This is a genomic window from Aeromicrobium sp. S22 (assembly GCF_009661045.1).
Classification (GTDB): domain Bacteria; phylum Actinomycetota; class Actinomycetes; order Propionibacteriales; family Nocardioidaceae; genus Aeromicrobium; species Aeromicrobium yanjiei.
Window position 1 is genome coordinate 377,657 of record NZ_WJWV01000001.1, and the last position, 12,817, is coordinate 390,473.

12 protein-coding genes are annotated in these 12,817 nt (G+C 71.0%); 2 read left to right on the forward strand and 10 right to left on the reverse strand.

Features of this window, described 5'->3' with window-relative positions; genetic code table 11:
- From GEV27_RS01880 to GEV27_RS01920, 9 genes are all read right to left on the reverse strand, one after another.
- Entirely contained in the window at nt 1-831 is an 831-nt protein-coding gene (locus GEV27_RS01880; RefSeq protein ID WP_153933323.1) for a universal stress protein, read from the reverse strand.
- A gap of 132 nt (nt 832-963) precedes the next feature.
- Nucleotides 964-2,247: an NRAMP family divalent metal transporter gene (locus tag GEV27_RS01885; protein ID WP_153933324.1), complete on the reverse strand. Its 1,284-nt coding sequence runs from the start codon at nt 2,245-2,247 to the stop codon at nt 964-966.
- Nucleotides 2,244-3,056, reverse strand: a complete 813-nt coding sequence (locus GEV27_RS01890) for a hypothetical protein (RefSeq protein ID WP_153933325.1) — start codon at nt 3,054-3,056, stop codon at nt 2,244-2,246. The genes GEV27_RS01885 and GEV27_RS01890 overlap by 4 nt, the downstream gene beginning before the upstream one ends.
- A gap of 26 nt (nt 3,057-3,082) precedes the next feature.
- Complete coding sequence (locus GEV27_RS01895; protein ID WP_153933326.1) at nt 3,083-3,916, reverse strand: universal stress protein; 834 nt, start codon at nt 3,914-3,916, stop codon at nt 3,083-3,085.
- A gap of 95 nt (nt 3,917-4,011) precedes the next feature.
- Nucleotides 4,012-5,193 (reverse strand): acyl-CoA dehydrogenase family protein, encoded by a 1,182-nt coding sequence (locus tag GEV27_RS01900; RefSeq protein ID WP_153933327.1) that lies wholly within the window; start codon nt 5,191-5,193, stop codon nt 4,012-4,014.
- A 2-nt stretch (nt 5,194-5,195) separates the two neighbouring features.
- Entirely contained in the window at nt 5,196-6,062 is an 867-nt protein-coding gene (locus GEV27_RS01905; protein ID WP_153654645.1) for a 3-hydroxybutyryl-CoA dehydrogenase, read from the reverse strand.
- 46 nt (nt 6,063-6,108) lie between these two features.
- Complete coding sequence (locus tag GEV27_RS01910) at nt 6,109-6,723, reverse strand: DedA family protein (protein ID WP_153654644.1); 615 nt, start codon at nt 6,721-6,723, stop codon at nt 6,109-6,111.
- Nucleotides 6,720-7,415: a phosphatase PAP2 family protein gene (locus tag GEV27_RS01915; protein ID WP_194944105.1), complete on the reverse strand. Its 696-nt coding sequence runs from the start codon at nt 7,413-7,415 to the stop codon at nt 6,720-6,722. Before GEV27_RS01915 ends, GEV27_RS01910 begins: the two co-directional genes overlap by 4 nt.
- Before the next feature lie 148 nt (nt 7,416-7,563).
- Nucleotides 7,564-9,063: an MFS transporter gene (locus GEV27_RS01920; protein ID WP_153933329.1), complete on the reverse strand. Its 1,500-nt coding sequence runs from the start codon at nt 9,061-9,063 to the stop codon at nt 7,564-7,566.
- 145 nt (nt 9,064-9,208) lie between these two features.
- Between GEV27_RS01920 and GEV27_RS01925 the strand changes: the two genes are divergently transcribed.
- Nucleotides 9,209-9,871 (forward strand): TetR/AcrR family transcriptional regulator, encoded by a 663-nt coding sequence (locus tag GEV27_RS01925; RefSeq protein WP_153933330.1) that lies wholly within the window; start codon nt 9,209-9,211, stop codon nt 9,869-9,871.
- Between the two features lies 1 nt (nt 9,872).
- On the opposite strand, the gene GEV27_RS01930 is transcribed toward GEV27_RS01925, so the two are convergent.
- Nucleotides 9,873-11,228, reverse strand: coding sequence for an FAD-dependent oxidoreductase (locus GEV27_RS01930; RefSeq protein WP_153933331.1), 1,356 nt, complete (start codon nt 11,226-11,228; stop codon nt 9,873-9,875).
- Between the two features lie 173 nt (nt 11,229-11,401).
- Here GEV27_RS01930 and GEV27_RS01935 point away from each other — a divergent pair, with 173 nt between their 5' ends.
- Complete coding sequence (locus tag GEV27_RS01935) at nt 11,402-12,808, forward strand: NAD(P)/FAD-dependent oxidoreductase (RefSeq protein WP_153654639.1); 1,407 nt, start codon at nt 11,402-11,404, stop codon at nt 12,806-12,808.
- Nucleotides 12,809-12,817 lie beyond the last annotated feature (9 nt).

Below are 12,817 nucleotides of genomic sequence, written 5' to 3' on the forward strand. Positions count from 1 at the left end.
TCAGGGGCCTTTGTAGGTGGGAGGGACGATGGCAACCGCGCAGTGCGCCTCACGCAGGACCTGGGTGGCCACCGGACGGGAGAACATCCTGGCGGGGCCGCTGGGCCTGCCGACGACCACGAGCCCGGCTTGACGGGCCTCGTGAATGATCGCGTGCCCGACCTCTCCCACGGAGAACGAGGTGAAGATCGGCGTGTCGGGGTAGGCGGCGCTCGCGTCCTCCAGCACCCCGCTCACCTCGGCGCGCAGCCGACCGACCTCGCTCGGGGGTACACCCGCAGCAAGGGCATGGACGACGTTGAGCGGCCCGCGGCGCGCTGCGGCCTGCTCGAGGGCGAACCGCACCGGGCCCTCGTCCGAGGCGTCGCCGTCCAGCGCCAGGACGACCCGTCGGCCGAGATCCTCTGCGGACGGCAGCGTGGGCACCACCACGACCGGGCATGCCGCGTGAAGGGCCAGATGTCCGGAGACCCGGCTGCGCAGGAGCCGGTCGAACCAGGACACCTGGTCCGAGCCGAGCACCAGCATGCGCGCCTGGGCGGCCTCGTGCTTGAGAGCGTGGAGGGGGGTCTCGGTCGTCAGGACGTACTCGGCGGTGAGGTCGGGCGCCTCGTGCTCGACGAGCTCCCGGGCGTCGTCGAGCACCCCCTGGCCGGCGGCGCGAAGATCGTCCAGCAGCTCCATCCCGGCGTAGAAGTCTGCGGACTGGGCCGGGAAGCCAGCGGCGTGGACGACGCGGAGGACGCTGTCCCCGGTGGCGGCAGCGCGGATGGCGTAGGACAGCACGTTGGGCTGCTTGTCGAGGATGCCGACGGTGACAGGCTTGGACATGGGGGGGAGCTCCTGGTTCGAGATGGTGCTCTCACGATCAGGTGGGCGGACCCCGCCCCGTCACCGCCGGTGGGCCACGATCGGTGGGACCAAGGGCCCCAGTCGCCGTCCACCGTCACGCGCTGCGTGGCGTCAACGCCCGGGGAGCAGGAGGACCGCGAGCGCCGTCACGCACAGACCGACCAGCACGATCGCGGCGAGGTACACGGCCCTGGTCCGCTCCGAGACCCTGTAGGTCCCCATGACGCCGGGGTCGCGGCCCAGGCGGTACATGATCACCATGAGCGGCAGGACGAGGACGAGGTTGAGCACCTGGGTCAGCACCAGGACGGGAACGAGCGAGACGCCGGGAAGCAGCACGAGCGCTGCCGCGGTGCCCATGATGGTGACGTAGGTGCTGTAGAACAGGGGAGCCCCGGAGAAGCCGTCGTCCAGCGCCCCCTCCCGGCCCATGAACTCGCACACCGAGTACGCCGTGGACAGGGGCAGGATCGCCGCCGCGAGCACCGCGGCGCCGATCAACCCGGCGCCGAACAGCAGGGGCGCCTCCTTGCCCACCAGGGGTCTGAGGGCGTCGGCCGCGTCCGTGGCGTCGCTGATCGAGGCGCCCACGGGGTGCAGGGTCGCGGCGCACGTGACCACGACGAAGAAGCCGATGACACCGGTGAGGATCGAGCCCACGACCACGTCGATGCGCTCGGACGGCAGGTCGTCGACCGTCAGCTTCTTGTCCACCGCGTACGACTGGATGAAGCTGAGCCCCCAGGGCGCCAATGTGGTGCCGACGGTCGCACACACGATGACTGCCGCGTCCCGGTCGACGGGCATCGAGACCGTGACCAGGCCGTGTACCGCCGCCCCCCAGTCGGGATCTGCCACCACGCCTGCCACGACGTAGCAGACGAACACCGCGGCCAACGCGATCAGGACGTGCTCGACCCGGTGGAACGCTCCCTTGAGGACCAGCAGCGACACACCGGCTGCAGCGACGGGCACGGCGATGTAGCGACTGACGCCGAACAGCTCCAGGCCGGCCGCCACGCCGGCGAGCTCGGCGCACGTCGTGCCGAGATTGGCGATGAGCAGCAGCACGAGGGTCATGGAGCCCACGCGGGGGCCGTAGCGGTCCCGCACCAGACCGAGGAGTCCCTGCCCGGTGACCACACCGACCCGCACCGCGAGTCCGTGGAAGATGATCAGCGCCAGGGTCGACAGGGCCAGGACCCACAACAGCTGATAGCCGTAGTCGGTCCCGAGGACGGAGTACGTCGTGATGCCGGCCGGGTCGTCGTCGGACAGTCCCGCCAGCAGCCCGGGGCCCACCACGGCCATGAGGGCCACGAGCCGCAGTCGCCAGCGCCGCAGCGGACCGGGACGGGGGACCGTGCTGCCGACAGACGCCGGGGCACCGCTCATCGGCTCGTCCTCCGAGGACGCGGGACGCGCCACCCCGCCGTCCGAAGGAGCCTGCGGCCATCGGTCACCGAGTCGCGGTCGTGGCTGACGACCGGTGCGTCCGAGCGGCGCGCGGGGAGCAGCCGGACCAGCCGACGGCGCAGGGCGCGGTTGCTGGCCGTGAGGGCCGTGGCCGCGCGGGACGAGGGGACGGCCTGGAGGACCTCGGCAGATCTCCTGAGCGGCAGACGAGCGATGATCTCGGCGACCACGGACGCGTCCCGGCGACCCAACCGATCCGTGGACACGGCGAGCTCCGAGCGGTGACCGCCCGCGGATGCGAGGTAGAGATCGTCCCACGGGACGATCACCCGCGGCAGGTGACGTGCGGCGGCGCGAAGACCGATGCGGGCCATGAGCGCGCCGACGCCCAGGTCGACGGCGATCGGCACAGGCGCACCATGGTGGTCGACCCGCAACAACACCTCCGACACCCGGGAGAGTCGGCTGCCCGACAGGTCGACCACCTGGGAGTCGAGGACGTCCCGACCCAGCCAGACCGCCCCCGACCCGGGCCGCGACGGCTCGTCGTCCCGCACGCGGTGGCTGCCGATCTCCTCCGAGCGGAGCCGGAGCGTCGACGCGACGCTGTCGTCCGGCGTGAGGTCGAGCATGGACCACGGCAGGACGTAGCGGTCGCCGCGACCGGCGCCCAGCAGGACGCGATCGACCGGTGAGCCGGGGGCGAGCCGCTCGATCCGAAGGTCCCGGAGGCGCCCCAGGCTCCTGCCGTCCGCTGTCCTGATCCTGATCGCCAGGAGCTGGGTCAAGGTGAGCTCTCGCTCCGGGCCCTCCGTCACGTCGCGGCCGGCCGCGGATCCAGTGGCACGACGGCCACCGGGCACGTGGCGTGCCGCACGAGGGCGGCCGCGGTCGGCCGGCGGATCCGGTGCCGGCCCGACCGGCCCACCAGGACGAGCTCGGCACGACTGGTCGCGGCGATGCAGGCGTCGCTGGGCTCGGCGACGACGACCTCCTGCTCGACCCGCACGTCTGGGTAGCTCTCGCCCCACCCGGCGAGGACCTCGCTGAGATTGGCGCGGGCGCTCTCGACCACGTCGGGCACGGCGCCGACCGACACCATCCGCACGGCGTGCAGGGTCGTTCCCCACCCCTGTGCGACCTCGAAGGCGAAGGACAGCAGCGGCCGTGCATCCGACGTGCCGTCGAGGGCGACCACGACACCCTCGTGCCGCCGGCCGTCGTCGAGATGCTTGGGGACGGTGACCAGCGGGCACTCCGCGTGGGTTGCGAGATAGCTGGCGACGGCCCCGCCGAACAGTCGGTCGTACCACGGGATGTCGTCGATGCCCGTGACCAGGAGCTGCGCTGTCCCTGACTCCTCGAGCAGGTGCTGGGTCGGCGGGAGGTCGGACAGCACGTACTCGACGTCGACCTGGGCCCGGCGCTGCTCGATGAGCTGCGCGGTCCTGTCGAGCAGCTCCTGCCCCGCGGACAGCACCTCGCGGTGGGCCGCCTCGCTGGCCACGAGGTCGCCGAGATCCGTCGGCAGCGGCGCGCAGTGCACGACCTTCAGCAGCGCGTGCCGCCGCTGCGCCTCCGCCAGAGCGAAGTCCATCGCCGCTCCGCGGGTGCCGTCATCGCCGAGAACCACCGGTCCACCGCTCATCGTCGCCTTCTCCCTGGGGGTCAGGTGCAACGCTGGGGCGCCCGGCGCGACGGCGCCACGGCCGCGGGACCCGAAAAAAACGGGGACCTAGGTCCTCAGAGCTTCGACTGCACCCCGGCGAGCAGCTGTCTCGCCATGACGACGCGCTGCACCTGGTTGGTGCCCTCGTAGATCTGGGTGATCTTGGCATCGCGCATCATGCGCTCGAGCGGGTAGTCGGCGGTGAAGCCGTAGCCGCCGAGGAGCTGGACGGCATCCGTCGTGACCTGCATCGCGGTGTCGGAGGCGAACGCCTTGGCGGCCGCGCCGAAGAACGTGAGGTCCTTGTCGCCGCGCTCGGAGCGACCGGCGGCCGCGTACGTGAGCTGGCGGGCGGCCTCGATCTTCATGCCCATGTCGGCGACCATGAACTGCAGGCCCTGGAAGTCGCTGATCGGGTGGCCGAACTGCTGACGCTCCTGGATGTAGCCGAGCGCGTAGTCCAGGGCGCCCTGGGCGACGCCGACAGCCTGGGCGGCGATCGTCACGCGGGTGTGGTCGAGCGTCTTCATCGCGATCGAGAAGCCCTCGCCGACCTCGCCGATGATGCGGTCGCCGGGGATGCGGACGTTGTCGAGGTAGACCTCGCGCGTCGGCGAGCCCTTGATGCCGAGCTTCTTCTCCGGGGCACCGAACGAGACGCCGGGATCGGACTTCTCGACCACGAACGCGGTGATGCCCTTGGTGCGCTTGGTCGGGTCGGTCTGGGCGAGCACCGTGTAGTACTCCGAGACGCCCGCGTTGGTGATCCAGCGCTTGACGCCGTTGAGCACCCAGCCGTCGCCGTCGCGGACCGCGCGGGTCTTCTGGTTGGCGGCGTCGGAGCCGGCGTCCGGCTCGGACAGGCAGTACGAGAAGCCGCCTTCGCCGCGCGCGAGCTTGCCGAGGTACTTGGCCTTGATCTCCTCGTTGCCGCCGATCTGGACCGGCAGCGAACCGAGCTTGTTGACCGCGGGGATCAGCGAGGCGGACACGTCGACACGGGCGACCTCCTCGATGACCAGGACGGTCGCGAGGGCGTCCGCACCGGCGCCGCCGTACTGCTCAGGCACGTGGGGAGCGTGGAAGTCCGACGCCAGGAGCGCGTCGGCGGCCTCCTGAGGGAAGCGCGGCTGCGCGTCCACGTCGGCGGCGAAGGGGGCGATCTTGTCCTCGGCGACGGCCCGGACGGCCTCGCGGATCGCTTGGTGCTCCTCGGAGAGCACGAACATGTCGGTTGCCTGGTCGGCGTCGGTCATCGTCAGCGTCCTTCGTAGCCGTAGAAGCCCTGCCCGGACTTCTTGCCGAGCAGTCCGGCGTCGACCATGCGGTCGAGCAACGGCGGGGGTGAGTAGAGGGGTTCCTTGAACTCGTCGTACATCGACTTGCCGATCGCCTTGATGGTGTCCAGGCCGATCAGGTCGGACAGGGCGAGCGGGCCCATCGGGTGGCCGCAGCCCAGCACCATGCCGCGGTCGATGTCCTCGGCCGAGGCGTAGCCCGCCTCGTACATCCGGATCGCGGACAGCAGGTACGGGACGAGAAGACTGTTGACCACGAACCCGGCGCGGTCGGTCGCGTCGATCGGCTGCTTGCCCAAGGTGTCGGTGACCCAGCCGCGCATGCGGTCGAGCGTCTCGGCGGACGTCGTCAGCGACGGGATGAGCTCGACGAGCTGCATGACCGGCGCGGGGTTGAAGAAGTGGACGCCCATGACGTGGTGCGCACGGCCCGAGACCGCGCCCAGCTTGACGATCGGGATCGAGGACGTGTTGGAGGCGAGGATCGCGTCGTCCTTGGTCAGGACCCGGCCGAGCGTACGGAACAGCTCGAGCTTGATCTGCTCGTCCTCGCTGGCGGCCTCCACCACGAGATCGCGGTCGGCCAGCGTCTCCAGATCGGTCTCGAACCGGATCCGGTCCAGGACCGCGGTGACCTCGGCGGACTCGATCTTGCCCCGGGACTCAGCCTTGCGCAGAGAGCCCTCGACGCGCTCGGCGGCGGCCTTGGCCGCCTCGGGGCTGATCTCGATGACCACGACGTCAAGACCCGCGCGAGCGGCGACCTCGGTGATGCCCGAGCCCATCAGCCCTCCGCCGATGACTCCGACCTTGTCGATTCCGCTCATGCAGCACTCCTCAATCACTAGGACGTCCTAGTAAATTCCTAGGACGTCATAATATCTCGCCGGGCTCCGTGGCCGAAATCGGAGCCGATCCGGTCGGCTCGGGTGCCGTGCGAGCTCGCCGGCGGCGCACGAGGGCACGGATGACCAGGCCCGCCACGATCACCGCGACGAGTCCACCGACGAGCCAGGGGTCGTCCAGGACGCCGGTTGCCGCGATGCCGGCGCCGGCGCCGACCCACAGGCTCGACCAGGCGATCGCGCCGAGGACGGAGGCCAGCAGGAACCAGCGGTAGCGCAGGTGCGCCGCACCCGCGACGACCGGCATGACGGTGCGCACGAGGGGCAGCAGGCGGCTGGCCAGCACGGCCCAGAACCCATGGCGCTGCATGAGGCGGCCGGCGCGGTCCCAGCGCTCGACCCCGACCCGGGCGATGAGCCGCGACTCCCGCAGACGTGGTCCGCCTGCCCGTCCGATGAAGAGTCCGAGGTGGTCCGCGGCCGTCGCCCCGAGCGCGACCGCTGCGCCCAGGACCGCGAGCGCCAGCGGTCCGTCCGTCTTCGCCGCGAGGCTCGTGATCGCGACCTCGCCGGGGATCACCGCGCCGAGGCCCAGGCCGGACTCGGCGAAGGCGAACGCGAAGCCCAGCAGGGGGGCGATCATCTGCTGGCCAGGTCGTCAGCGGGAGTGCGGGACGCGATGCGTCCGGAGAGGACGATGCCGACGGCCACGACCGCGGCCCCGGCGACTGCGTCGAGCACCCAGTGGTTGCCGGTCGCGATGACGACGAAGGTCGTCCCGGCCACGTACAGGCAGGCGATCGCGCGCCCGACGAGACCCGTGTGACGCCAGATCGCCCAGGCGACCCAGACGGTCCAGCCCACGTGCAGCGACGGCATGGCCGCCAGCTCGTTGGTGAGGTGGCCGAGCCCGGCGGGGGCCGACGCGTCACCGCCCCACCAGCCGAACGTCGAGGTCATCGCGAGGACGTCGAGATACTGGCCGCCCGGCATGAGCCGCGGGGGTGCGGTCGGCAGGAGCACGTAGCAGACCAGCCCGATGGCCGAGCCGATCACGATCGCGTTGCGGGCGCGCGGGTAGTCGGCGCGGTGCCGCAGGAACACGAGGACCAGGACCGCCGGTGTCACGACGTAGTGCAGCGTCGCGTACCAGAACGACATCGGCACCGCGATCTGCGTGACGGCGCCCACCGTTGAGCTCAGCCACGACTCGAAGTCGAGGTGGAGCAGGCTCTCGACGTGCAGGATGTCGCCCGCTCGCGCACGTGCGGAAGCGAGGTCGTCGGTGGCCAGGAGGCGGCTGATGCTGTACGCGACCCAGAGACCGGCGAGCACGGCCACCTCCCGGAGGCCGGTCGACGACGCGACTCGGCGCCCTGCGCGCAGGGCATGCGCAGACACGGCCGGCCCACGCGGGGAGGGAGTCCCGCGGGCCGGGCCGCGCTGCTGTCCGGTGAGGGTGGACATGACGGGTCTCGGCTCCTCAGTGAGCCAGGACCGGCGCCGCGTCCGGATCGATCGTGATGGGTCCGCTCCGGAGGAGTGCCCCGCAGATGACGGCGCCGACTGCGAAGATCGCCGCGGACCACCAGAACACCGTGGTGTAGCCGTGCATCGCCGCGAGCTGCTGGTTGAGGGCGGACGGGGTCCTGCCGGCCAGGTAGTCCGAGGTGGCGGTCGCGGCGAAGGCGCTCAGCACCGCGGTGCCGATCGAGCCGCCGATCTGGTTGAACGTGTTGACCGACGCGGACGCGACACCCGCGTGCTCGGCGTCCACGCCGGAGACCGCAGCGCTGAACGCCGGGGCCATCGACAGCCCGACACCAAGGCCCGTGATGACGAGACCGGGCAGGATGTTCGCGGCGTACGTGCTGTCGAGGTCGAGCTGGGCGAACAGCACCATGCCGACGGCGGCGAGCAGCATGCCGACGAACACCGGGATCCTCGGGCCGATGCGGGCGACGAGCCCCGCCGAGCTGGTCGCGGTGACCATGATGCCGAGGATCATCGGGACGAACGAGAAGCCCGTCTTCAGCGGGGTGTAGCCCAGCGTGAGCGAGACGTAGTAGGTCAGGAACAAGAACACCGCGAACAGGCCGATGCCCACGATCGCGACCACGAGGAACGAGCCGCCGCGCGTGCGGTCCCACACGATGTGCAGGGGGAGCAGGGGCTCCTCGACGCGGCTCTCGATCACTGCGAAGAGGGCGAGCAGGGCCAGGCCGACACCGATGCAGATCAACGTGGTGGCGCTGCCCCAGCCGTCGGACTCGGCGCTCGCCAAGCCGTACACGAACGAGATCAGGCCGGCGATGACCACGACGGTGCCGGGGGCGTCGATGCCCTTGGCGTCCTCGGACCTCGGCTGCTTCTTGAGCAGGAAGACGCCGCCGAGGACTGCGAGGATCGCGAGGGGGGCGTTGACGTAGAGGCACCAGCGCCACGAGAGGTACTCGGTCAGCGCGCCGCCGAGGATGAGGCCGATCGCGCCGCCGCCGCCGGAGATCGCGCCGAAGATCGCGAACGCCTTGGCGCGCTCCTTGGCGTCGACGAACGTGACGGTCAGCAGCGACAGCGCCGCGGGGGCGAGGAGGGCGCCGAAGACGCCCTGGGCGACGCGGGCGCCGACGAGGGTCTCGAAGTTCTGCGCGGCACCGCCGACGGCCGACGCCACGGCGAAGCCGATCAGGCCCGCGATGAACATGGGTCGGCGTCCGACCAGATCGCTCAGGCGACCGCCGAGCAGCAGCAGCGAGCCGAACGCGAGGGCGTAGCCGGTCACGATCCACTGGCGGTTGTCGTTGGAGAACCCGAGGGCCTCCTGCGCGGTCGGCAGCGCGATGTTCACGATCGTCGCGTCCAGCACGACGATGAGCTGGGCGAGCGCGATGACGGCGAGGATCACCCAGCGGGTCGCATGATGAGGATTGGTCGTGCCGACCGCGGGCTCGGGCGCCCGGTCCTCGGTGATCGTGCGGGCCATGGGATCTCCAGCTCTTGTGAGGTCACGAAGAAGTGGAAACCCCCTTCCGTTTCAATGTACGACAGAACCGGAACCTTGGCTCCAGTTGAGTGTGTGAGATGCCGCACGAACCGGAGAATCGGCTCCGCTCCCGTAGCATGGGCGAATGACCACGAGCATCGAGGCGGCGGAGGCGGAACGCCCCCTGCGCGCCGACGCTGCTCGCAACCGTCAGCTGATCCTCGACACGGCTGTGGAGGTGTTCGCCGAGCACGGGCTCGACGCGGGCTACGACGAGATCGCCCGCCGTGCGGGCATCGGGGTGGGCACGGTCTATCGACGCTTCCCGGAGCGGGCCGAGCTGGTCCAGGCGCTCTTCGAGTCCCGGATCGCCGAGATCGTCACGATCGCCGAGCGGTCCGCAGAGATGGCGGACGCCTACGAGGGGCTCGCGTGGTTCCTCGAGCAGGCCCTCGAGCACCAGGTCGCCGACCGCGGGCTCAAGGAGGTCATGGCGCAGACGATCTCCCAGGACGCGCACCGCAGCATCGGCCGCGAACGACTGGGGCCGATCCTCGAGGAGCTGGTGCGGCGCGCCCAGGACGACGGCACGCTGCGCCCCGACGTCGGCGTGACCGATCTCGGCATGCAGCTCATGGTCATCAGTGTCATGACGACGAGCGCACAGCCCGATCTGTGGCGGCGCTACCTCGCACTGCTGCTCGACGGCCTGCGGGCGCGGCCGGACCTGCAGCCGCTGCCGTGCACCGCCCCGCCCGACGAGGCGATGCACGACACGATCTGCAACATGCAGGGCCGCCCGGCCTGACTCAGCTGCGGCTGATCTGCAGCATCTCGTCGCGCGGGACGACCTTGATGCGCGCCCGCCCGGCCGCCTCGCCGAGGGCGATCTCGTGCTCGTCGAGCTTCTCCCAGCCCTCCCACGTCGTGAACTCGATGCCGCGGCCGGCAAGGTACGCGTCGACGTCCTCGCGGTCGGGGCTCGCGGGGGGCTGGAGGCGGTCGACGTCCTCGAGCAGGAGACGGATGGTCTCGGCGGCGTCCGACTTGGTGTGACCGATCAGGCCGACGGGTCCGCGCTTGATCCAGCCCGTGACGTACGCGCCGGGCAGCGGCTCGCCATCGATGTCGATGACCCGGCCGCCGTCGTTGGGGACCGTGGCCGTGTTGTTGTCGAACGGGATGCCGGCCAGGTTGTCCGACCGGTAGCCGACCGCGCGGTAGACCGCCTGCACGGGCCAGTCCTTGAACTCGCCGGTGCCGCGGGCGTTGCCCGTGCCGTCGAGCTCGGTGACCTCGGTGCGGAGGCCGACGACCCGGCCGTCCTCGCCGAGGACCTCGACGGGGTTCTGGCAGAAGTGGATGTGGATGCGGTGGTCCGCACCCTTCGGCTCCTTGGCCAGGTAGTTCTGCAGCACGTCGACGACGAGCTTGACCGACTTCGAGGCGCGGATCGAGTCCATCGAGCCCTCGTCGAGCTCGAAGCCCTCGGGGTGGACGATCACGTCGACGTTGGGGGAGTGGCTCAGCTCGCGCAGCTCCATGGGGGTGAACTTCACCTGGGCGGGGCCGCGACGGGCGAAGACGTGGATGTCCTTGGCCGCATTGGCCTTGAGACCCTCGTAGACGTTCTGCGGGATCTCGGTCACGAGCTGCTCGTCGGCGGTCTTGGCCAGCATACGGGCGACGTCGAGCCCGACGTTGCCGACGCCGAGGACCGCGACCGACTCGGCGTGCGGCTCGAACGGCCACTCGCGCGGTGCGTCCGGGTGTCCGTCGTACCAGTAGACGAAGTCCGCGGCCCCGAACGAGCCCTTGAGGTCGATGCCCGGGATGTCGAGATCGCGGTCGGCGCGGGCGCCGGTCGCGAAGATGACCGCGTCGTAGAACTGCTGGAGGTGGTCCAGCTTGAGGTCCGAGCCGTAGTTGACGTTGCCGAAGAAGCGGATGTCCGGGTTCGACAGGACGCGCTTGAGCGCCTTGACGATCTCCTTGATGCGCGGGTGGTCCGGCGCGACGCCGTAGCGGATCAGGCCGAACGGCGTGGGGTCGCGGTCCAGGATGTCCACGCGCGCGTCGACGCCCTCGGACTTGGTGAGGATGTCGGCGGCGTAGATGCCGGCGGGGCCGGCACCGATGACGGCGACTCGCAACTGCCTGCTCATGCACTGCTCCTGAGGACGGGAGTTCTGTGGAAGGGGAGGTTGCCCCTTAGGCAAGCCTAAGGGGTCGTCCCACGCCGTCGAACCCGTCTTGCCATGCGACCGCTCAAGGGGTGACCGGGGTCACAGGACGCGGGCCCGGGGGTGGCGGAGGGGGCCCGGCTAGGGTCGGTGGCATGACCTCAGCCGTCGTCGTGGGATCCGGTCCGAACGGCCTCGCCGCCGCCGTCGTGCTCGCCCGCGCAGGCGTCGCGGTGACGGTGCTGGAGGCCGAGGACGAGATCGGTGGCGGCACCCGCTCGGCCGAGCTCAACGTCCCGGGCGTGCTGCACGACATCTGCTCGGCGACCCACCCGACCGGGGTCGCATCGCCGTTCTTTCGCAGTCTCGATCTCGAGCGGCACGGCCTGGAGTGGCTGTGGCCGCAGGTCGATGCCGTCCACCCGCTCGACGGCGGACGCGCCGGGGTGCTCTTCCGCGACCTCGACCGCACGGTCGACGGCCTCGGCATCGACGGCGAGGCCTGGCGCCGGCTCTTCGCGCCGTTGGTCCGGCGAAGCGATGCGCTCATCGAGGAGATCTTCGGCCCCGTCCTGCACGTGCCGAGGCATCCGCTCCTGCTCGCGAGCTTCGGGCTGCGGGCGCTGCAGCCGGCGTCCTGGATCGCCCGGCGTTGGCAGACCGAGGAGGCGCGCGGGCTGTTCGCCGGGCTCGCGGCCCACGCGATGCACCCGTTGGGTCGACCGACGACCGGCGGTCTCGGGCTGATGTTCGCCGTGACGAGCCACGCGTACGGGTGGCCCGTCGCCAAGGGCGGCTCGATCGCGATCGCGAACGCCCTCGCCTCGGACGTGATCGAGCACGGGGGCCGCATCGAGACGGGGCACCGGGTGACCGAGCTGCCCCAGGCGGACATCGTCATCTTCGACACCTCCCCCCGGACGGTCCTGCAGGTCGCGGGCGACCGCCTCCCGGGCCGGGTCCGTCGACCGCTGCGAAGGTGGCGCTCGGGCCCGGGGGTCGTCAAGGTCGACTTCGCTGTCGAGGGCGGAGTGCCGTGGGCCAATGAGTGGGCCGCCCAGGCCGGCACGGTGCACCTCGGCGGAACCCTCGAGGAGATCGACGCGGCCGAGCGCGAGGTCCACGCGGGGCGCATGCCCGCGCGGCCGTTCGTGCTGGCGTGTCAGCAGTACCTGGCCGATCCCGGCCGGTCCGCGGGCAACGTGCACCCGGTGTGGACGTACGCGCACGTGCCGAACGGCTACACCGGCGATGCGACCGAGGCGATCACCCGGCAGGTCGAACGCTTCGCGCCGGGCTTCCGCGACCGGATCGTCGCGCAGACCACGACGCGGCCCGCCCAGCTCGAGGCGCACAACGCCAACTACGTCGGCGGGGACATCGGCGGCGGCGCCAACGATCCGTGGCAGCTCGTGATGCGCCCCCGCATGTCGCCGAATCCGTACTCGCTCGGCGCGAAGGGCCTCTACATCTGCTCGGCGTCCACCCCGCCGGGGGGAGGGGTCCACGGGATGGGCGGCTTCCATGCCGCCACCGCGGCCCTCGCAGACCTGGCCCGATGAGAACTCTCT

What these genes read in the sequence shown, in the direction of transcription:
- GEV27_RS01885 (WP_153933324.1), bottom strand. Translation starts at nt 2,247, where the DNA reads ATGAGCGGTGCCCCGGCGTCTGTCGGCAGCACGGTCCCCCGTCCCGGT.
- GEV27_RS01905 (WP_153654645.1), bottom strand. Translation starts at nt 6,062, where the DNA reads ATGAGCGGAATCGACAAGGTCGGAGTCATCGGCGGAGGGCTGATGGGC.
- GEV27_RS01900 (WP_153933327.1), bottom strand. Translation starts at nt 5,193, where the DNA reads ATGACCGACGCCGACCAGGCAACCGACATGTTCGTGCTCTCCGAGGAG.
- GEV27_RS01930 (WP_153933331.1), bottom strand. Translation starts at nt 11,228, where the DNA reads ATGAGCAGGCAGTTGCGAGTCGCCGTCATCGGTGCCGGCCCCGCCGGC.
- GEV27_RS01880 (WP_153933323.1), bottom strand. Translation starts at nt 831, where the DNA reads ATGTCCAAGCCTGTCACCGTCGGCATCCTCGACAAGCAGCCCAACGTG.
- GEV27_RS01910 (WP_153654644.1), bottom strand. Translation starts at nt 6,723, where the DNA reads ATGATCGCCCCCCTGCTGGGCTTCGCGTTCGCCTTCGCCGAGTCCGGC.
- GEV27_RS01895 (WP_153933326.1), bottom strand. Translation starts at nt 3,916, where the DNA reads ATGAGCGGTGGACCGGTGGTTCTCGGCGATGACGGCACCCGCGGAGCG.
- GEV27_RS01925 (WP_153933330.1), top strand. Translation starts at nt 9,209, where the DNA reads ATGACCACGAGCATCGAGGCGGCGGAGGCGGAACGCCCCCTGCGCGCC.
- GEV27_RS01935 (WP_153654639.1), top strand. Translation starts at nt 11,402, where the DNA reads ATGACCTCAGCCGTCGTCGTGGGATCCGGTCCGAACGGCCTCGCCGCC.
- GEV27_RS01920 (WP_153933329.1), bottom strand. Translation starts at nt 9,063, where the DNA reads ATGGCCCGCACGATCACCGAGGACCGGGCGCCCGAGCCCGCGGTCGGC.